This window comes from Arthrobacter sp. TmtSoilC51, assembly GCF_055388015.1.
Genome location: NZ_AP035877.1, coordinates 4,304,298 through 4,322,255, shown reverse-complemented (window position 1 = coordinate 4,322,255; position 17,958 = coordinate 4,304,298). Strand labels below are relative to the sequence as shown.

14 protein-coding genes are annotated in these 17,958 nt (G+C 62.1%); 2 read left to right on the top strand and 12 right to left on the bottom strand.

Going from position 1 to position 17,958, the window contains the following annotated elements:
* Positions 1 to 43: 43 nt before the first annotated feature.
* From ACZ5G6_RS19670 to ACZ5G6_RS19650, 5 genes are all read right to left on the bottom strand, one after another.
* Positions 44 to 1,366 (bottom strand): ammonium transporter, encoded by a 1,323-nt coding sequence (locus ACZ5G6_RS19670; RefSeq protein ID WP_498687472.1) that lies wholly within the window; start codon positions 1,364 to 1,366, stop codon positions 44 to 46.
* 194 nt (positions 1,367 to 1,560) lie between these two features.
* Positions 1,561 to 2,820, bottom strand: a complete 1,260-nt coding sequence (locus ACZ5G6_RS19665) for an MFS transporter (protein ID WP_498687470.1) — start codon at positions 2,818 to 2,820, stop codon at positions 1,561 to 1,563.
* Between the two features lie 134 nt (positions 2,821 to 2,954).
* Complete coding sequence (locus ACZ5G6_RS19660; protein ID WP_498687468.1) at positions 2,955 to 3,686, bottom strand: glutamine amidotransferase; 732 nt, start codon at positions 3,684 to 3,686, stop codon at positions 2,955 to 2,957.
* 96 nt (positions 3,687 to 3,782) lie between these two features.
* Positions 3,783 to 5,963: a transglycosylase domain-containing protein gene (locus ACZ5G6_RS19655; protein ID WP_498687466.1), complete on the bottom strand. Its 2,181-nt coding sequence runs from the start codon at positions 5,961 to 5,963 to the stop codon at positions 3,783 to 3,785.
* A gap of 105 nt (positions 5,964 to 6,068) precedes the next feature.
* Positions 6,069 to 6,569 carry a sensor histidine kinase gene (locus ACZ5G6_RS19650; protein WP_498687463.1) on the bottom strand — a complete coding sequence of 167 codons (501 nt, stop codon included), beginning with the start codon at positions 6,567 to 6,569 and terminating at the stop codon, positions 6,069 to 6,071.
* A gap of 475 nt (positions 6,570 to 7,044) precedes the next feature.
* Here ACZ5G6_RS19650 and ACZ5G6_RS19645 point away from each other — a divergent pair, with 475 nt between their 5' ends.
* Positions 7,045 to 7,341 carry a hypothetical protein gene (locus tag ACZ5G6_RS19645; RefSeq protein ID WP_498687462.1) on the top strand — a complete coding sequence of 99 codons (297 nt, stop codon included), beginning with the start codon at positions 7,045 to 7,047 and terminating at the stop codon, positions 7,339 to 7,341.
* 81 nt (positions 7,342 to 7,422) lie between these two features.
* Here ACZ5G6_RS19645 and ACZ5G6_RS19640 read toward each other — a convergent pair whose 3' ends face one another.
* From ACZ5G6_RS19640 to ACZ5G6_RS19625, 4 genes are read right to left on the bottom strand one after another with little or no spacing between them, the layout of a single operon-like run.
* The gene (locus ACZ5G6_RS19640) at positions 7,423 to 8,235 is read right to left on the bottom strand and encodes a bifunctional allantoicase/(S)-ureidoglycine aminohydrolase (RefSeq protein WP_223934488.1); all 813 of its coding nucleotides are present in this window, start codon (positions 8,233 to 8,235) and stop codon (positions 7,423 to 7,425) included.
* 13 nt (positions 8,236 to 8,248) lie between these two features.
* A complete protein-coding gene (locus ACZ5G6_RS19635) occupies positions 8,249 to 9,511 on the bottom strand; it encodes a DUF6986 family protein (RefSeq protein WP_498687459.1) in 1,263 nt (420 codons plus the stop codon).
* A 1-nt stretch (position 9,512) separates the two neighbouring features.
* Positions 9,513 to 11,126, bottom strand: coding sequence for a malate synthase A (gene aceB, locus ACZ5G6_RS19630; RefSeq protein WP_498687457.1), 1,614 nt, complete (start codon positions 11,124 to 11,126; stop codon positions 9,513 to 9,515).
* Positions 11,127 to 11,142: 16 nt separating this feature from the next.
* Positions 11,143 to 12,543, bottom strand: a complete 1,401-nt coding sequence (locus ACZ5G6_RS19625; protein ID WP_223934485.1) for an NAD-dependent malic enzyme — start codon at positions 12,541 to 12,543, stop codon at positions 11,143 to 11,145.
* A gap of 221 nt (positions 12,544 to 12,764) precedes the next feature.
* Between ACZ5G6_RS19625 and ACZ5G6_RS19620 the strand changes: the two genes are divergently transcribed.
* Entirely contained in the window at positions 12,765 to 13,520 is a 756-nt protein-coding gene (locus ACZ5G6_RS19620) for an IclR family transcriptional regulator (protein ID WP_223934484.1), read from the top strand.
* 108 nt (positions 13,521 to 13,628) lie between these two features.
* Here ACZ5G6_RS19620 and ACZ5G6_RS19615 read toward each other — a convergent pair whose 3' ends face one another.
* The 3 genes from ACZ5G6_RS19615 to pucL all read right to left on the bottom strand — a co-directional run bounded on the left by ACZ5G6_RS19615 (position 13,629) and on the right by pucL (position 17,663).
* Positions 13,629 to 14,849 carry an integrase core domain-containing protein gene (locus tag ACZ5G6_RS19615; protein ID WP_223933130.1) on the bottom strand — a complete coding sequence of 407 codons (1,221 nt, stop codon included), beginning with the start codon at positions 14,847 to 14,849 and terminating at the stop codon, positions 13,629 to 13,631.
* A gap of 234 nt (positions 14,850 to 15,083) precedes the next feature.
* Positions 15,084 to 16,592, bottom strand: coding sequence for a nucleobase:cation symporter-2 family protein (locus tag ACZ5G6_RS19610; RefSeq protein WP_223934483.1), 1,509 nt, complete (start codon positions 16,590 to 16,592; stop codon positions 15,084 to 15,086).
* Between the two features lie 156 nt (positions 16,593 to 16,748).
* Positions 16,749 to 17,663, bottom strand: a complete 915-nt coding sequence (gene pucL / locus ACZ5G6_RS19605) for a factor-independent urate hydroxylase (protein ID WP_223934482.1) — start codon at positions 17,661 to 17,663, stop codon at positions 16,749 to 16,751.
* Positions 17,664 to 17,958: the final 295 nt, after the last annotated feature.

Here is a 17,958-nt window from a genome sequence, read left to right as displayed (position 1 = left end):
ACGTGGGTGCCGCCGTCGTCTGCTGTTTAGCTGTGTGGTGCCGCTAGACCAGGCTGTCTTCCTTTGCCTGCTCCGACTCCTTGCGTCCACCCTTGATCAGCGACGACAAGTGCGCCTGCTGCTGGCGGAAGTGGCCGTGGGCAGTGAGGCCGAACTCGTAGGCGGACTCCGCATGCTGGGTGAGGTCCACCCCGGTGACTTCGTGTTCGTGGGCAACGCGGAAGCCGATGGTCTTGTGGATAGCGCGGCCAATGAGCAGGGTGCCCAGGCCTGATAGGGCGATGGTGAGCAGCACCGCAACGGTCTGAGCCACCAGCTGCTGCACGCCGCCGCCATAAAGGAGGCCGCCGGCCACGCCTTCCGTGGGGAAGGCAACAAAGCCAAGGGAGAGCGTGCCGATCACACCGGCGCCGAAGTGCACGCCCACGACGTCCAGCGAATCGTCGAACCCGAACTTGTACTTCAGGTCCACAAACACTGCACACGCCGCACCAGCAACGAGTCCCAGGCCAAGTGCCGCAAGAGGAGTGATGTTGGCGCAGGAAGGGGTGATGGCGACCAAGCCGGCGACCACGCCGGAGGCGGCACCCAGCGATGTCGGGTGTCCGTGGCGGACCTTCTCGGTCACGAGCCAGCTCAGCATCGCCGCGGCCGGAGCCACCAGCGTGTTGATCCAGATCAGGCCTGCCTGCTCAACTGTGGTTGCAGCACCGCCGTTGAAGCCAAACCAGCCGAACCAGAGGAGTGCTGCGCCGATCATGATGAAGGGGACGTTGTGAGGGCGGTGGTTGGGGTCCTTGGCGAATCCGTGACGCTTTCCCACGATCAATGCGAGGACGAAGGCGGCGGTACCTGAACTGACTTCAACTACGGCACCGCCTGCGAAGTCGATCACCTGGCCGAAGATCTGCGTGACGGCTCCACCTGCGCTCATCAAGCCCCCGCCCCAGACCATGTAAGCCAGCGGGCAGTAGACCACGGTGACCCAGATGGGAACGAAGAGGGCCCAAGCGCCAAACTTGGCGCGGTCGGCGATGGCACCGCTGATGAGGGCCACCGTGATGATAGCGAAGGTCGCGGCGAAGCCTGCCTTGAGGAGATCGGGCGAACCCATGAGGTCCTGGAGGCCGAAGTGGGCGAAGGGATTGCCGAACAGGCGCAGGAAACCGTCGCCGGTGGTCATCGAGTAACCCCACAGGACCCATACGACGCCCACGATGCCTGCCGAGATGAAGCTCATCATGATCATGTTGAGGGCTGCCTTGGCACGGGTCATACCGCCGTAGAAAAGGCCGAGCCCCGGGGTCATGAAAAGCACCATTGCCGATGACAACATCAGCCAGACGTGTTGCGCAGAGATCTCCACTGCGTTCCCTTCTGATCAAGCCTGTCCGAAACGGGCCCGGTGTTGCGTGGCCCTCACTTCCCCCCGATCAATATTCGGTGAGCTATGTTTCCGACTCAGAAGAGCTAAGTTGCGGGTAAGTTACAGAAACCCCACGTTCGTGAAGATCACGTGACTGGCATGTTTCGGGGATGTTACCGGCGCTTCTCGTGTGGTCATTTTTCGCGTGGCCCTGCCGGGTATCCGCCGCGCTTGCTGGAAATGATGATCGCCAAGGCTATTGCTGTTGGCAGCGCTGCGGCCAGCGGCACCAACTGAGCGCCAACAGTGGTCAGCGCCAACGCACCGTACCCGGCGCCGACGGCGATCCCCAGTTGAATGGTCACTACGGTGAGTCCGTTGGCTGCATCTTTGTGCTCCCCGCCAGCGCGAAGGATTGCCGCCTGGTTGTAGATGCCGATCGCTCCGAACGAAACGCCCCAGGCAACCATCAGCGCGAAGACCCCCACCCACGTGCCGCCCAGAACCGGCAGCAGCGCGAAGGCAAGCAAAAGAAGCCCGACGGCGATAATCACCGAACGCCGTGGATGGGAATCGGCGGTCAGGCCAGCGATCCAAATTCCGACCAAGCCAGAGATCCCGACCACAGACAGGGAAATGCCAGTGAGGGCTTCGGGCAATCCGGAGGCGAGCAGGAAAGGGGCAACATATGTAAAGAGTGTGAAGTGTGCGAGCAACAAGAGCGGCCAAGCGGTGGCCACGGCGATCACACCGGGTAGCTTGAGGGCTGCCCGGATCGACGGCGTCTTGTGCGTGCCGGGATCGTGCGCAGCCGGCAGCAGCCAGAGCGCCAAAAATGCCAGTAGGACACCAACCCCGGCCAGGACCACAAAGGAAACCCGCCATGTCATGAGGGTTCCCATCAGTGTGCCGATCGGGGCCCCGACAGCCAACGCGATGCTGGTCCCGCTGAAGACCACCGCCATGGACTTGCCTACTGAGTGCGCCGGGACGATGCGCGCTACATACGGCGCCATGCTCGACCACAACATGCCATGGGCAATACCGCCCAAAAGCCTTGCGGCGATGGCCACTTCAAGATTCGTGCTCAAAGCCAGCAAGACGTTGCTGAGCGCGAAGGCAAGCACCGTCCCCATCAACAGGGTCTTCCGCGGGACCCGCCCACCAAGGAGACGGGATAGGGGAAGGGCTGTGAAAACGATGATGGCTGCATATGCTGCGGTCAGGGAACCTACAGCCGATTCATCCACACCCAGATCCCGGCTGATCTGTGGGAGCAGTCCAGAGGGAAGCAGTTCTGTGGTGACAGCCGTAAAGCCCGCGGCGGCAAGCACCAAAAGGCCGCCCCACGGAATCTTGCTCGCCGCCCGGGTTTTCGCCGGGGTTGGCTTGGTCTTTGCTTCATGTGGTGACGCGTGTACCTGGGCTTCGACCGCCAAAGGGTCCTGCTTCAAAAGATTGCTCCTCATGGATGAATCACGTGCGGGGCATGTGCGTGAGTAACCACAACGCTACCCAGCGATGGCAGCGCGAGGGAGGCTCTGATAGAAACCCCCTCGTGGGGCGCAGAGCAGGCCCCGCAAGACCCCTAGCGAGCGTAGAGTTCCGTGAAATTCCTCAGCACCCGCATGGGTTCCGTCACAGAGGCATGCCTGGCGGTTTCGATGAGCTCATCGGCAGCATGCGGGGGAAAATACCCTGCGTTCTTGTAGATATTAATCCTGGTGATAAGACCATCGACATCCAGTTCCGGGTGGAACTGTGTGGCGTAGAGATTCTTCTTGATTCGGAACATGTGCACAGGGCAGGCTGCGGAACTCGCGAGCAACACAGCGTTCTCCGGCAGTTGGCTGCAGGCTTCCTTATGTCCAACGAATGCTTCGAAGGTATGAGGCAGGCCTTTGAGCAGGGGATCGCGCTCCCCGTCTGCGGTCAGTTTAATCTCCGTTGCACCGACCGGTTCCCCGTAGCGACGGTCGATGATGGCTCCCTGATGAACACCCAAGGTTCCAACGCCGTAGCAGGCACCCAGGAAGGGGAAGTCCTCGGCCACGATGCGATCCAGGAGCGCTGAGAGTTCAGCTTCGACGCGAAGCTGGGCCTGGCTCTTCTCCTCCGCAGGGTCACTGGAGGTGTAAGGACTGCCGCCCACAATCACACCGGAGTAATCGGCTAACTCAACGGCTGGCAATGGTGCCGCCTCCATCCTGACGCGGACCAGTTCCTCAGTCCGGAGCCCGCAGTACCGGAGGTAGGCCTGGTACTCGTCATCCGCTGCTGCGTCTTCAGCGCGGGTCGCCAACAGAAGGAAGGGCTTCACAGGCCCAGTCTGCGGGAGGAATGGCTGGCTTTCCAAGTCTTTCCGTCAGCTGGGCTAGGCGGAATAGCGCGCAGACCGGGCCCCGCAGTGCAGAACTTAGCGCGGCGCTGCGGGTGACGTGCTCGGACCCGGCGCCGGCGGGGGCGCGGGTGGGTTGAAGGCACCGCTCGGGTAGAGGGCGGTCGCCTGCATCATGTAGTTCGCCCACTGCGGGCCGGCGATCATGTAGCCGTCCAATGACTTGTAGAACTTGCCGTTGATGGTGACGTTCTGTCCCGCCCGCTGTTGTCCCGCCGTCGTATCCCCAAAGAATGAGGCCGTGGCGAGCCGGGTGGTGAAGCCAGCCACCCATGTTGCTCCGTTGTTGTTGGAGGTACCTGTCTTGGCCGCTACGGGGACCTGGTTCTGTACCTTGGGTTCGATGTAGACGCCGGATCCCAGCTTGAGCACGTCCTGAAGCACTGCGGTAACCCCTCGGGCCACGGCTGGTTTCACAGTCTCCTTGCATTCGGGAGTTTGGGCCGGATATTTCCTGCCTTGTGAGTCGCTGATATCGGTGATGGCGATGGGCTTGCAGTAGGTGCCATCGTTGGCGAACGTTGCGTAGGCGCTCGCCAGGACCACGGGTGCGACGCCGATGGACCCAAGGAGGTTGCCGATCTGGTGCATGTTGATCGGGGCGTTGTCCAGGCCGCTGTGCAAACCAACCGCGTCCACCATTTTCTGGATGCCGCAGAAATCCAACTGGGCTGCAGTGGCGAATGTGGCGGTGTTGATCGAGTTATAGAGGCCGTAGTTAATGGGCATGGGGCGGTAGTAGCCCTCATCGTTGTTCTGCAGGTCATCGTCCGCGCCAAGGTTCTGCGCCTTCTGCGCGGTGCTGTATCCACCCAGCACCTTCCCACAGCTCGAACGCCACGGGAAGCCAACCGGGTAGACCCGGCGGGAAGCATCCACCACGGCAGTGGGCGACTTGCCCTCGTTGAGCCACTCCGCGAAGATGAACGGCTTCATGGTGGAACCGGGTTGGAACCCGCCTGCACCATTGAGGTCATTGCCGTTTTCGTCCTTCGCATCCACGCTGAAGTTCAGTTGGGTATCGAACTTCCCGTCCTGCGGAACGAACACCGTGTTTTGGGCCATGGACAGGATCTTGCCCGTGCCCGGCTGCACCGTGGTCATGGCAGCGCCCCACTTGTCCGGGTTTGCGCCGGCTGAGGCATCCACTTGTACTTGGGCCGCTGCCTGCAACCGGCTGTCCAACGTGGTGGTGATAGTGAGCCCGCCCCGGTACAGGAGCCGTTCGCGGTCCTCCACGGTTGCGCCGTAGGCTTCATTGTTGAGGATCAGGTGGGACACGTAGTCGCAGAAGTACGTGGCGATGGAGGCCCCTGCACAGCCTTGGAGGGACGGAGTAATTTTCAGCTCGACCGGTGTGGCGACTGCCGCGTCATGATCTGCCTGGGTGATCTTGCCCTGTTCCAGCATCCGGTCCAGCACGATGTTGCGCCGGGCGAACGCTGATTCCGGCGAGGTTGTGGGGTCATAGACGCTGGGCCCGTTCACCAGGCCTGCCAAAAGCGCGGCCTGTGGCAAGGTGAGGTCCTTCGCTGAGGTGCTGAAGAAATAGCGTGAAGCGGCTTCGATGCCATATGCGTTCCGGTTAAAGAACACGATGTTCAGGTATCCCTCAAGAATTTGGTCTTTGCTGAAGCGCTTCTCGAGCTCCAGGGCCAGTTTGATCTCGCGCAGCTTGTCACCCATGGTCTTGTCCCCGCTGAGCACCACGTCCTCGGGCCGCCCTTGCGAGAGGCGGGACTCGTTCAGCACGTTGGTGACATATTGCTGGGTCAGGGTCGACGCGCCCTGCCGGGTCCCCTTGGTCATGTTGGACGTCAGCGCCCGGATGATTCCTTGCGCATCCACTCCCGGATGCTCGTAAAAGCGACTGTCTTCGATGGCCACGATCGCCTGACGAATGAAGGGCGACATTTGGTCCAGTGGTACCTTCACGCGGTTCTCTGCATAAAACGTGGCGATGTGCTGGCCGTCTGCAGTGACCACAGTGCTGGAAAGGGACGGCGAATCAACGTCTAGTTGGCTGGGCAGGCTCTCGTAAAAACCGATGGAACCCCCCATGGTAGTGCTGGTGAACTGAACCACTGGCACCATGAAACCGCAGATCAGCACCCCGCTGAGGATGCTCACGAAGAAAAACGCGAAGATCCTCAGGAGGACCTTGCCCAGACCTAACCGTGGACCCTTGTTCCGCGCCATTTCGTGCCATTCCGTCGAGATGTCAGGCTGAAAAGTAGCTACAGAATACGTCTGAGGACGCCACCGATCCATGGGTTGGGGCCCCAAAAAGGTCCCAAATTGGACTCAATCCAGCGGCAGCGTGACCCTCACACTGGTGCCCCGCCCAACTTCGGAGTCGATCTCGACGGTCCCGCCGGCGTCGTGTACTGCTATGGACATCAGCAGCAGGCCGAAGCCGTGCCGGCGGCCACTGGGGGCGGCGTGGATCTCGAAACCCTTGCCGTTGTCCATGATGGTGAGTTGGATGCCGTGGTAGACGGCGTTGAGGCGGATGGTGAGTTCGCTGGCTTCCGCGTAGTTGAGGGTATTGCTGAACGTCTCCTGGGCCACGTGGTAGAGCAGCGCGGCGGATGCGGACGAGATCTCGATGCCGTGGTGGGGTGTGTGCCAGTAGACGGTCACGCCGGAGCGTCGAAGCGGCGCGGCAAGCCTGTCGATGCATCCTGCGACCCCCAGTGCGTGGAAGTCCACGGGGTGCTGGTCCTGGATGATGCCCTTGACGGCGATCACCTCCGTTGGCGCTGATGCCTGTTCCATTGGTTCCCCCACATCATTGTGATTCATGCTGGTTATTCGTTGCCGAAGCCCCTTTATATTGGTGCTTCGTCTGCTTCCAGCGTGGCGCGGCAAAATCAAGGACTGTGTTTGTTTGGCTCAATTTCCCATCAAGTTTGCGGGGCGGGCTTGCGGAGGTGGGCTACCTCGTGCGGGGGTGCCCGACGGCGGAACTTGCGTCCCGCCGTCGGGCCTTGTTGGTGGGGCCTAACTTTCCTGTGGCAGCTCCGCGAGCAGCAGTCGGCAGGCACTGGGGATCGGTTGGATGATTTCGACGGCGGTTGTTTCGGCAAGGCGTCTGGCGGCCAGGGGCCCCTGCGCCGAGCTCGTGGGAAACGTGCCAAAGCGCAGGGAAGGCTCCGGCGATTTCGCAGCTTTCCAGCGAACTCGCTTGTCGCGGCCATACCGCCAATGCCACAGTGAACCATGGCCACAGAAGTTGCTGTCCCTTAGTTGGGTGGGCGCGCAGGCTAGACTCGCCCGCATGGGGGACAACAATACACTTGGGGGACAACGCCCACCGAGGCCTTCACGGAAACTGGCGGCCGTCGTCGTGCCCATGCTGGGGCTGATCGCCGTGATCGTTGGGCTGGTCGTGGCGTGGAACGGCAAAGACGAACCCATCGGCTGGTTTTCCTATGCGCCACTGAGCAATCAAACATTCGTGGCAAATGGCACGGCATTTATCAGCCAAGGGACGCAGTTCGGGCTGGCCGTGGCGGTTCTGGGCCTTCTCATCCTCGCGTTTTGGGCGGGGCACACCGTCGGCCGCCGCCGCTGAGTTCGCCGCAGAAACGCGAAATCGCCGGTTAGCTCCAGCGAATCAGGAGCTTTCCGGCGATCTCGGCGTGGGCAGCAAAGACTAGGTGAGCTTCACCTGGCGGTTCATGTCCTTGTACAGCAGGTAACGGAACTCGCCCGGACCACCCGCGTAGCAGGCCTGTGGGCAGAACGCGCGCAGCCACATGAAGTCGCCGGCTTCCACTTCCACCCAGTCGTTGTTGAGCAGGTACATTGCCTTGCCCTCGAGGACGTACAGGCCGTGCTCCATGACGTGGGTTTCCGGGAACGGAATCACACCGCCGGGCTGGAACGTGACGATGTTGACCTGCATGTCGTGGGCGAGGTCGCTGGAGTCCGTGAAGCGGGTGGTCTTCCAAGCGCCGTCCGTGTCGGGCATAGCGGTGGGCTCAATGTCCTTCTCGTTGGTCACGAAGGACTTGGCTTCGTAACCCTCAAGCCGCTCGTACGCCTTCCGGATCCAATGGAAGGAGACGATGTCGTCGGAGACGTTCTCCACGCCCCACTCGGAGCCGGCGGCCAGGTAGGCGTAGCCGCCCTCCTCGAGATGGTGCAGTTCGCCGTCGAGGGTGAGGTTCACCTGGCCCTTGGTCACGAAGATGACGCCTTCAACGCCTGCCTCGAACTCGGCCTTGGGAGCCCCGCCGCCGGGGCCGATCTCGACGATCAGTTGCGAGAACGTCGTGGCAAAGCCGGAGATCGGCCGCGCGATGATCCACGAACGCGTGTTGGAGAAACCCGGCAGGTTGCTGGTGACGATATCCGTCATGACACCCTTGGGGATCACCGTGTAAGCCTCGGTGACGATGGCCCGTTCCGTGGTGAGGTGGGTCTGCGGCGGCAGGCCGCCCTGAGGGTAGTAGTACTTGCTCATCGAATGCTCCTCATCAGTGGGAAGTAGGTTGTGCCAGCCGCGGGTGCGCCAGTGCGGTCAGCTGGGAAAGTTCGACGCCGGCAAGCGCCTTGACCTCGTCGGTCCCAACTGCGCCGCACTGGACGCCGCGAAGGACGAAGCCAGCGAGTGCACGCGCAGTGGCGGGTTCGTCCATGACGCCGCCTTCGGTGCGTTCCACGTAGTTGCGGAGGCGGAGTGCCGCGGCGGGCAGGCCCTCGCGATAGAAGGCGTACGACGCCGAGAAGCGGCTGGGCAGTTGGGCGGCGTGCAGGTCCCAACCCTGGTAGTAGCCGTTCTCGAGGGAACGACGCACCAAGCGCCCATGGAGCTTCCAAGCGTCCTCAACGCCATCGCCCACGGGGATGATGTTGGTGGAACCGTCGGAAAGGCGGATGCCGGTGCCGGCCACCGCGAGCTGCATGACTTCCTTGGCAAAGTCGGCCACAGGGTGCTCCATGGACTGGTACTCCGCAGAGATTCCCAGAGATGCACTGTAGTCGTAGGTGCCGTAGTGCAATGCGCTGATGCGACCAGGAACGGCGTGGGGGAGTTGTGCCACGGGAGACGATCCGTCGGCGCCCAGAATGAGCTGCGGCGTCTCCACCTGGACCTCGAAGCGGAGCCTGCCGGCGGGAAGACCGTGGACTTCCTCAAGACGGGACACTGCGAAGTCCATGGCCTGCACCTGCGCAACCGTTGTGACCTTGGGCAGCGTGAGGATCAGTCCGGCCGGGAGCTCACCAGCAGCGGCAAGCGTGGAGACGAACAGATCCAGGGTCCGCAGGCCGCGGGCACGGGTGGCTGCTTCGAAGCACTTGAAGCGGATGCCGATGAATGGCGGAGCAGTCCCAGCCGCAACCGCGGCGGCAACAGTCTCGGCGGCAGCAACGGCGTCGGCGTCTTCTGCCTCATCGCCGCGATCGCCATAGCCGTCCTCGAAGTCCAACCGCAGGTCCTCGATCGGCTCCGAAGCCAGCTTCGCGGCGACGCGGGCTGCAACAGCGGCCGCCAGGTCCGGCTCCTGGCCCAATAGCTGGCCGAGCTTTTCCAGGCCGCCGTGCGCCTCCGCCGTCGCGAGTGCCTGGGCGCCCCACTCGGCAGCCAAGGTAGGTGTGAAGCGGTCGGCGGGCACGTACACCGTGTGGATGGGCTGGCGCGAGCCGTCGTCACCGGGGTAGTTGCGGTCCAGCAACTGGTCGGTGGCGGCGAGCTGTGAATCAATGCTGGCGAGGTCCTCCGGGGTAAAGGAACCCATCTCAGCCCACCAGCTCATACGCGGGAGTGGTAAGGAAGTCCGTGTAGTCGTCGGAGAGGCAAATGTCCTCGATCAGCTTGGACGCCGGCTCATAGTAGGACTTGAACTGCTCGTCGCCGAACTCGATGCGCAGGCGCTCAGTCTCTTCGCCCAGGATGCGGCTGACGAGTTCGCGGGTCACGGTGTTGCCGGTGTCGGCCAGGACCGACTTGTTGCGGATCTGCTGCCAGACCTGCGAACGGGAGATTTCCGCCGTCGCAGCGTCCTCCATCAGGTTGTGGATGGCCACGGCACCGCTGCCGGAGATCCAGACGCCGGTGTACGCGACGGCGACGTAAAGGTTCAGTCGCAGGCCGGCTTCGGTGACTTGGCCGTCGGCGGAGGCGACGTCGATCAACTGCTCCGCGGTGACGTTCACCTCGGGGCGCTGCTTGTCGATCTGGTTGGGCTTTCCGCCGTTGGCAGGGTCACCGAGGACGGAATCGAACACCTCGCGGCACGTGGAAACGAGGTCCGGGTGCGCAACCCAGGAACCGTCGAAGCCGTCGTTGGCCTCGCGCGTCTTGTCGGCGCGGACCTTGTCGAAGGCGGCGGCCGTAACGTCGGGCTGCTTGCGGTTGGGGATGACGGCGGCCATGCCACCCATGGCGAATGCACCGCGCTTGTGGCAGGTCTTGACCAGCAGCTCGGTGTAGGCGCGCATGAACGGCGCCGTCATGGCAACGGATGCGCGGTCCGGGAGGACGAACTCTTCGCCTGCATCACGGAAGTACTTGATGATGCTGAAGAGGTAGTCCCAGCGGCCGGCGTTCAGGCCCGAGGCGTGATCGCGCAGTTCGTACAGGATCTCGTCCATCTCGAACGCAGCCGGGATGGTCTCGATCAGCACGGTGGCGCGGATGCTGCCCTGCGGGATGCCAAGGAAATCCTGGGCGAACACAAAGACGTCGTTCCAGAGGCGGGCCTCAAGGTGGCTTTCCATCTTGGGCAGGTAGTAGTACGGGCCGTGGCCGTTGAGGAGCAGCTGCTTGGCGATGTGGAAGAAGTGCAGGCCAAAGTCCACCAGCGCACCTACGGCGGGTTCGCCGTCGATCAGCAGGTGACGTTCTTCCATGTGCCAGCCGCGCGGGCGGGCCACAACAACGGCCAGAGGAGCGTCGGTCCGCAGGCGGTACTCCTTGCCTTCGGGCGAGGTGTAGCTCAAAGTTCCCTGGGCTGCGTCGCGAAGGTTGAGGATCGCATCGATGACGTTGGGCCACGTGGGCGTGCTGGCGTCTTCGAGGTCAGCGAGCCATACCTTGGCACCGGAGTTCAGCGCGTTGATGGCCATCTTGGCGGGGGTTGCCGGACCGGTCATCTCCACGCGGCGGTCCTGCAGGGCCGCGGGTGCCTCGGCGACCTTCCAGTCGCCGTCGCGGATTTCCTGGGTCTCCGGGAGGAAGTCCAAACGGCTGGTGCGGGCAACGCCGTCGCGCTTGGCCTTGCGGGCCTCCAGCAGCTCGGCGCGGGTGCCGGCGAACCGCTTGTGCAGTTCTTCGATGAAGCCCAGTGCCTTGGGGGTGAGGATTTCCTCGGCGCGATCGATCGGCCGGGGATCAGTGACAGTGATAGCCATTTGGCGGTGTCCTTTTCTAGAGTGCGCTGGCGGCGTTGGCGTGCGCGGCTGCTGCTACGGCACTAGCCACATCGGCGGCAACATGGGGATCGAAGACGCTGGGGATAATGTAACTCGCGTTCAGCTCATCGTCAGCCACCCGGTTGGCAATTGCCTCGGCGGCGGCCACCAGCATGTCCGGCGTGATGTCCGATGCTCCGGCGTCCAGGAGTCCCCGGAAGAAGCCCGGGAAGGCCAGGACGTTGTTGATCTGGTTGGGGAAATCACTGCGTCCGGTGGCAACCACGGCTGCGTGCTTGGATGCGATGACGGGATCGATTTCCGGCGTCGGGTTGGCCATGGCGAACACGATCGCGTTCTCGGCCATCGAAGCAACCTGCTCTTCGCCGATCACGTGCGGGGCGCTGACGCCGATGAACACGTCCGCTCCCTTGAGGGCGTCGTGCAGGGTGCCGGAGAAGCCTTCTTCGTTGGTGTTCGCGGCAATCCAGGAGCGGTGCTCGTCGTCGTACTTCTCGCCCGAGTGGATGGCGCCCGAGCGACCGGCGGCGATGATGTGCTGCGCGCCCTGGGCCTTGAGGAGCTGGATGATGGCGGAGCCGGCAGCGCCGACGCCCGAGACAACGATCTTGACCTCGGAGAGCTTCTTGTCCACTACGCGCAGGGCGTTGACCAATGCGGCGAGGGTGACGATTGCGGTGCCGTGCTGGTCATCGTGGAACACCGGAATGTCGAGTTCTTCCCGGAGGCGGTTCTCGATCTCGAAGCAGCGTGGGGCGGCGATATCTTCCAGGTTGATGCCGCCGTAGACGGGGGCCATGGCCTTGGCGATCATAATGATTTCTTCGGTGTCCTGCGTGTCCAGGCAGACCGGCCAGGCGTCAACGTTGGCGAATTGCTTGAACAGTGCGGCCTTGCCTTCCATGACCGGGAGGGCCGCGGCCGGACCGATGTTGCCCAGGCCCAGGACAGCCGAGCCGTCGGTGAGGACAGCGATCGTATTGCGCTTGACCGTCAGGTTGCGGGCAGCGGCGGGGTCTTCGGCGATCGCCAAGCAGACGCGCGCGACGCCGGGCGTGTAGGCGCGGGACAGGTCGTCACGGTTGCGCAGGGCTACTTTGGGGACGACCTCGAGCTTGCCGCCCAGGTGCATGAGGAAGGTCCGGTCCGAGACGTGCTGGACGGTGACGCCTTCGAGGGCGTTCAGGGCGTCCTTCACGCGGGCTGCGTGGGCATCGTCCGTGGTGTTGCAGGTGACGTCCACAACCAAGGTGTCGTGGTGGGATTCGGTGACGTCCAGCGCAGTGATAGCAGCGCCGGCCGCGCCTACTGCGGCAGCAAGTTCGCTGGTTGCGGTAAAGCTGGACGGTGCGGCGACGCGCAGGGTAATCGAGTTTCCGGGGCTCGGATTCGCCATTGAAATTCCTCCTGTTAGGCCCGTTCCCGGGCCGCCGTTCCAAACTGAATGTTTTCGTATTATGGATATTATTATCTACAAAGTGGAAACACAACCCCTTGCTCGGTCATCTTCGGTGTCGTCGCGCGTGGGGCTAACGTGCTGTATCTTGGGTGTTCTAAGCAATTCTTTTCACGATGCGGATAAGAGTTGTCGGAATCTGAGTCATTGGAGACAAGGGAATGGCTGAAAAAGCCTCCGGAGGCGTGCAGTCCGTTGAGCGCGTCTTTGAACTGTTGGAACTGATCACGGATGCGGGCGGCGACGTCACTCTCAGCGAGCTATCGTCATCCACTGACCTGCCCTTGCCCACCATCCACCGCCTGCTGCGCACCTTGGTATCCCTCGGCTACATCCGCCAGCTGCCAAACCGCCGCTACGCCCTGGGGCCGCGGCTCATCCGGCTCGGCGAAGGTGCCAGCAAGCAGCTCGGTGCTGTGGCGCGTCCTCAGCTGAAGACCCTCGTGGAGCGACTGGGCGAGACCTCCAACATGGCCGTCCTCGATTCGGACATGGTCATCTACGTTGCCCAGGTCCCATCAATGCACTCCATGCGCATGTTCACCGAGGTCGGCCGCCGCGCCCACACGCACGATACCGGCGTGGGCAAGGCCATCCTCGCCCAGCTCGACGACGACGTCGTCCGCGGCATCGTAGCCCGCACCGGCATGCCCACGCCCACGGCCAAGAGCATCGGCGACATCGACTCCCTGCTGGCGGACCTCAAGCTGATCCGGGAGCGCGGCTACTCCATTGACGAGGAAGAGCAGGAGCTCGGCGTACGTTGCTTCGCCATGGCGGTGCCCAACGCTCCCACTCCTACAGCTATCTCTGTCTCCGGACCGATTACCCGCGTGGACCAAAGCTTCGCGGACCGGGCCGTGCCCATGCTTCGCGAAGCTGCACTGGCGATCTCTGCGGAGCTGAACCAGAACTAGGTCCTACCCTCCCCGCCGAGTTGGCATTTGATGGCAATGTTTCCCAGTGTCATGTCTCAGGACATTGAGGACACTTCGAGTCTCAGGACTTCGTGGACACTGTATGTCTCATGACGTCGTGGACACTTGGTTCGCCATGAAGCCGCGGGGTTTGTTGTTGCCTATGTATTTGGTTCCTCTTGGCGGGCGCGGATGGGAAATGATTTCGGTTCCGTGCCCGTCGAAGAACATGATGCGTTGTGCGTCGTAGAGGATGTGGATTGTTTCTCCGGCGCGGTCTCTGCCTACTTGGAAGTGCGTGCCCACGACCGTGACGACGCCCAGGCGGCTGACGGTTCTTCGTACGGTTCGCCGGATCTGGGTTTTGATCTCAGAGATCACGGGGACCGAGGGGGCGGGCACTTTCTCGGTGGCTTCCCAAGCCTGTTGGGGAGTCATTCGGGCCGGCAGTGCCTGATGTTCACGCTCGGTGTTGTAGTAGTGGTCGAAGGTGTCGACCTGGGCTTGAAGATCCTTGATCGTTGAAGCCGGTTTTTGCTTGTGCAGAAACCGGTGCAGTGTGCGGTGGAATCGTTCGTTCTTGCCCTGGGTGGTGGGCTTGTAGGGCTTGCCCGTGATCGGTTCGACTCCGAGAGATCTCAGGTAGTCCACCAATGCCCCGCTTCGTCCCCTGCGTGTGGGGTTCAGGGCCATGCCGTTGTCGGAGAGAAACTTCCGGGGAACCCCGTGTTTACTGATGGCATGTTTGACCACCCGCAGGGCCGCTTCGCTCGTTTCTCCGGCCGCAACCAGTGACGCCAAGGCCAAGCGTGAATGATCATCAATGAGCTGGAAAATCACAACCTTCCGCCCGTTTTCCAGCTGCCATTCCGTGGCGTCGATCTGCCAGCAACAGTTCGGTGCGGGATATACGAACCGGCGGTAAGCGCTTCGAGGCTTCTTCCGCGGCTCCGGAACCACCATGCCGGCCTTGGTAAAGAGCCGGGCAAGCGTTGCCCGGGACGGCGGTTCCACACCGTCCCGGCGCATCCTTGCCTGAACGCTCAAAGGCCCATGGTCATGGCCTTGGGCCTCCAACGCTTCCCTCACATGCAAAGCCAACGCGGTGACCCCTGCGGGAGTAGCGTTAGGGCTGGTACGTGGCTTGGTCGAACGCATAGCCATCGCTTGTGCCGGCCCACCCGACACCGCAGCGGCCCTGACCTTATAGAACCAAGACCGTGAGACGTTGTGCTCGCGGCAGAAGGCTGCCACGGCACCTCGAGGACTCTCCTCAGGCCACGAGGCGACAAGATACCGGACCTTCATATCGGGTTTGAGTTCGCTCATGGAACGAGCAAAACCCGCACAAGTGCCCACGATGTCCCGAGACACACTGTCCACGATGTCCTGAGACAGAAGTGTCCATTAAGTCATGAGACTCCACAGGCAATGTTTCCCAGAAACATTGCCATCTTTTGTCATCTCGGCGCAGTGCCGCCGTCGTAGGTTCTGCACAGGGGCGCAAAGAGCGGCAGTGTCCCCCAAGGAAACACTGCCGCCCGTTATCGTTGCGGAAGGGTGCTAGTGCTCTGAGGCGCTGGACGTCTTGAGCGGGACTTCCTTGCCTTCAGCGTCGATCAGCTTGCCGTTCTCGAAGCGGTCGCCATCGGCCAGGCACTTGATGTCCTCCTCGCTGACGATGCGGTCCGTGCCGGCGACGAACACTGACTGGTTGTCCGTGTTGCCTGCCTTGAAGTGGTTGAACAGGATGTTCAGCAGGATCGCCATGACTGCCGCGGAGCTGATGCCTGAGTGGAAGATCGTGGAGAACCAGGATGGGAACTGGTCGTAGAACTTCGGGGCAGCGATGGGGATCATGCCGAAGCCGATCGATGCGGCAACGATGATCAGGTTCATGTTGTTCTTGTACTCAACCTTGGCCAGGGTACGGATGCCGCTGGCCGCCACCGTTCCGAAAAGCACGACGCCGGCACCGCCCAGGACGGGCGTCGGAACCGCTGCGACCACTCGGCCCAGCACCGGCAGGAGGCCGAGGATCACGAGGATGAGGCCGCCGGCGCTGACAACGAAGCGGCTCTTGATGCCCGTGATCGCCACGAGTCCGACGTTCTGGGCAAAGGCGCTTTGCGTGAACGAGTTGAAGAGCGGCGAGATGGCGCTGGAGAGCATATCTGCGCGGAGGCCATCGCCGATGCGGCGGGAGTCGACTTTGGTGTCCACGATCTCGCCGACGGCGATGATGTCCGCAGACGTCTCGGTGAGGGTCACCAGGATGACGATCAGCATGGAGATGATCGCTGCGATTTCAAACGTAGGAGCACCGAAGGCGAAGGGTGTGGGGAACGCGACGATGTCGCCCTGGCCAACCTTGGAGAAGTCTGCCATTCCGGCAACGAACGCGATGATGGTGCCGATGACCATGGCCAGCAGGATGGAGAGGCGTGAGATGGCGGCGTTGCCAACTTTGCTCAGGAGCAGGACTACGCCCATGGTGGCCGCGGCCAGGCCGATGTTTGCCACGCTGCCGTAGTTCCCGGCCTTGGCGTTTCCGCCCATGGCCCAGTTGGCGGCCACAGGCATCAGTGTCAGGCCAATGGTGGTGATGACCGTTCCGGTGACCACGGGCGGGAAGAACTTGATGATTTTGGAGAAGAGGGGAGTAATGGCCAGGCCGATCAGGGAGGCCACAATGACCGAACCGAAGACCGCCTGGATGCCCCCGCCACCCTGGACGATCGCGACCATTGTTGAGACACCCGCGAAAGACACGCCTTGGACCAGCGGCAATTGCGATCCGAAGAACGGGATGCCAACCGTCTGGAGGATGGTGGCGAGGCCGCCAACGAACAAGCAGGCTGCGATGAGGAGGCCGATGTCCTGCGAGGACATGCCCGCGGCAGCGCCGATAATCAGCGGCGGGGCAATGATTCCGCCGTACATGGTGAGGACGTGCTGGAAGCCGTAAGCGAACGTGCTTCCGATGGAGAGGCGCTTGTCCTCGGGGCGTTCTGGCTGATGCTTCTGCGAAGGGGTGGTATCCGCAGTGCGGGATTTCTTCTTCGTGTTCATGGCAGACTTTCTGGGTTCATGGCAGACGTCTTCGTCTGGCTAACTGTGTCTGGCTAACAAAATCTTGGGGTTTTTGGGGTTGGGTGTGTGCAGGCCAGGATCCTCTTCGGGTTGTTGAGGGCTGGCCTGCACACAGCTATTGGTTACGGGTGGTGCTTAGCAGAAGCCGGCGATGCCGCTCCAGGCAACGGGTGCAGCCGTGGTGTTTTCGCGCTGGACGGTTGCTTCGATGAGGCCGTACGGGCGGTCCGCGGCGAAGAAGACCTCGTTGGGGTTGTCCAGGCCGAACGGGCTCAGGTCAACCAGGAAGTGGTGCTTGTTGGGCATGGAGAACTTGATCTCGTCCACTTCGCTGTGTGCTTCCAGGACCTTTTTGCCCATGTCGAACAGCGTCTGCTGCAGGGCGTGGGAGTAGTTCTCCGTGAAGCCTTCCAGCAGAAGGGCCTTGATGTCCTCGTAGCTCTTGTTGAAGTCCGTGCCAGCCAAGTCGACGTTGGTGTTGTAGCGCCAGCGTGCAGAGACGTCCGTGGCAAGGATGCGGTCCGTGGTTTCCGGCAGGGTGGTGTACTTATCGCGCGGGTAGCCGACAAAACCGGACTGCGTGGTCTTCAGGACGGTCAGGTCCTTGAGGCCGGAAATCACGTGGGTGGTGGCGCCATCACGGACTACGACGGCGGTACGTACCTCTTGTCCGTTGCGGACGAAGCTGTGGTCGTGTCCCTCTCCGTGGGCCTGGATACGGTCCCAGCTGTAGGCCTCGGCTTCCCAACGGCCGCCCGTTACCCACTCGAACTCGCTGGTGAAGTGGTCCGCGAGGCGCAGGAGGAAGGACTCCGGCGAGCCGATGCCGTCACGGGCAAAAGCGTACACAGTGTTCTTCTGGGTATCGGTGGCAACGACGTGGCCGTTGTCGCCTTCGAGGTGTGCCGCCTGGAAATCGCCACGAAGCTGCGAGGTGACGTTCAAGTCTTCAATGTGGTGGCGGTCAGTATCCCGAGTGACTTTGACGACGCGGACTTCCGCTTTGCCGTACTGGTTTTCGCCGAGGACGATGTTGTTGCTCATGGTCATATCCCAACTTCTGTGAGGTGGAACCTACGTTCCATCAATGAAATTAAGCGCGTGTTTCCACCGCGTTTCTGGTGGAGCCGACCCAACAAAAAAGAGCCGGCATCCATTGATGCCAGCTCATTACGACCCTGCCTGCTGCTCTCAGGTTACGTGACGTACGCCACGAACTCATTCGAGAGTAGCGCATGATTTCAGCTTGTGTACATGGCTTTCCGGAGATCGTTATGAACCAGCCGAATGTGACCGGAGCAACTCTGGTTGCCTCTTGGACGGGTCTTGACGCTCGCTTCCCCGC

Excerpts from the sequence above, each read along its gene's own strand:
- ACZ5G6_RS19655 (WP_498687466.1), bottom strand. The coding sequence starts at position 5,963 with ATGGCGCGGAACAAGGGTCCACGGTTAGGTCTGGGCAAGGTCCTCCTG.
- ACZ5G6_RS19650 (WP_498687463.1), bottom strand. The coding sequence starts at position 6,569 with ATGAATCACAATGATGTGGGGGAACCAATGGAACAGGCATCAGCGCCA.
- ACZ5G6_RS19645 (WP_498687462.1), top strand. The coding sequence starts at position 7,045 with ATGGGGGACAACAATACACTTGGGGGACAACGCCCACCGAGGCCTTCA.
- ACZ5G6_RS19640 (WP_223934488.1), bottom strand. The coding sequence starts at position 8,235 with ATGAGCAAGTACTACTACCCTCAGGGCGGCCTGCCGCCGCAGACCCAC.
- ACZ5G6_RS19635 (WP_498687459.1), bottom strand. The coding sequence starts at position 9,511 with ATGGGTTCCTTTACCCCGGAGGACCTCGCCAGCATTGATTCACAGCTC.
- aceB (WP_498687457.1), bottom strand. The coding sequence starts at position 11,126 with ATGGCTATCACTGTCACTGATCCCCGGCCGATCGATCGCGCCGAGGAA.
- ACZ5G6_RS19625 (WP_223934485.1), bottom strand. The coding sequence starts at position 12,543 with ATGGCGAATCCGAGCCCCGGAAACTCGATTACCCTGCGCGTCGCCGCA.
- ACZ5G6_RS19620 (WP_223934484.1), top strand. The coding sequence starts at position 12,765 with ATGGCTGAAAAAGCCTCCGGAGGCGTGCAGTCCGTTGAGCGCGTCTTT.
- ACZ5G6_RS19615 (WP_223933130.1), bottom strand. The coding sequence starts at position 14,849 with ATGAGCGAACTCAAACCCGATATGAAGGTCCGGTATCTTGTCGCCTCG.
- ACZ5G6_RS19610 (WP_223934483.1), bottom strand. The coding sequence starts at position 16,592 with ATGAACACGAAGAAGAAATCCCGCACTGCGGATACCACCCCTTCGCAG.
- pucL (WP_223934482.1), bottom strand. The coding sequence starts at position 17,663 with ATGACCATGAGCAACAACATCGTCCTCGGCGAAAACCAGTACGGCAAA.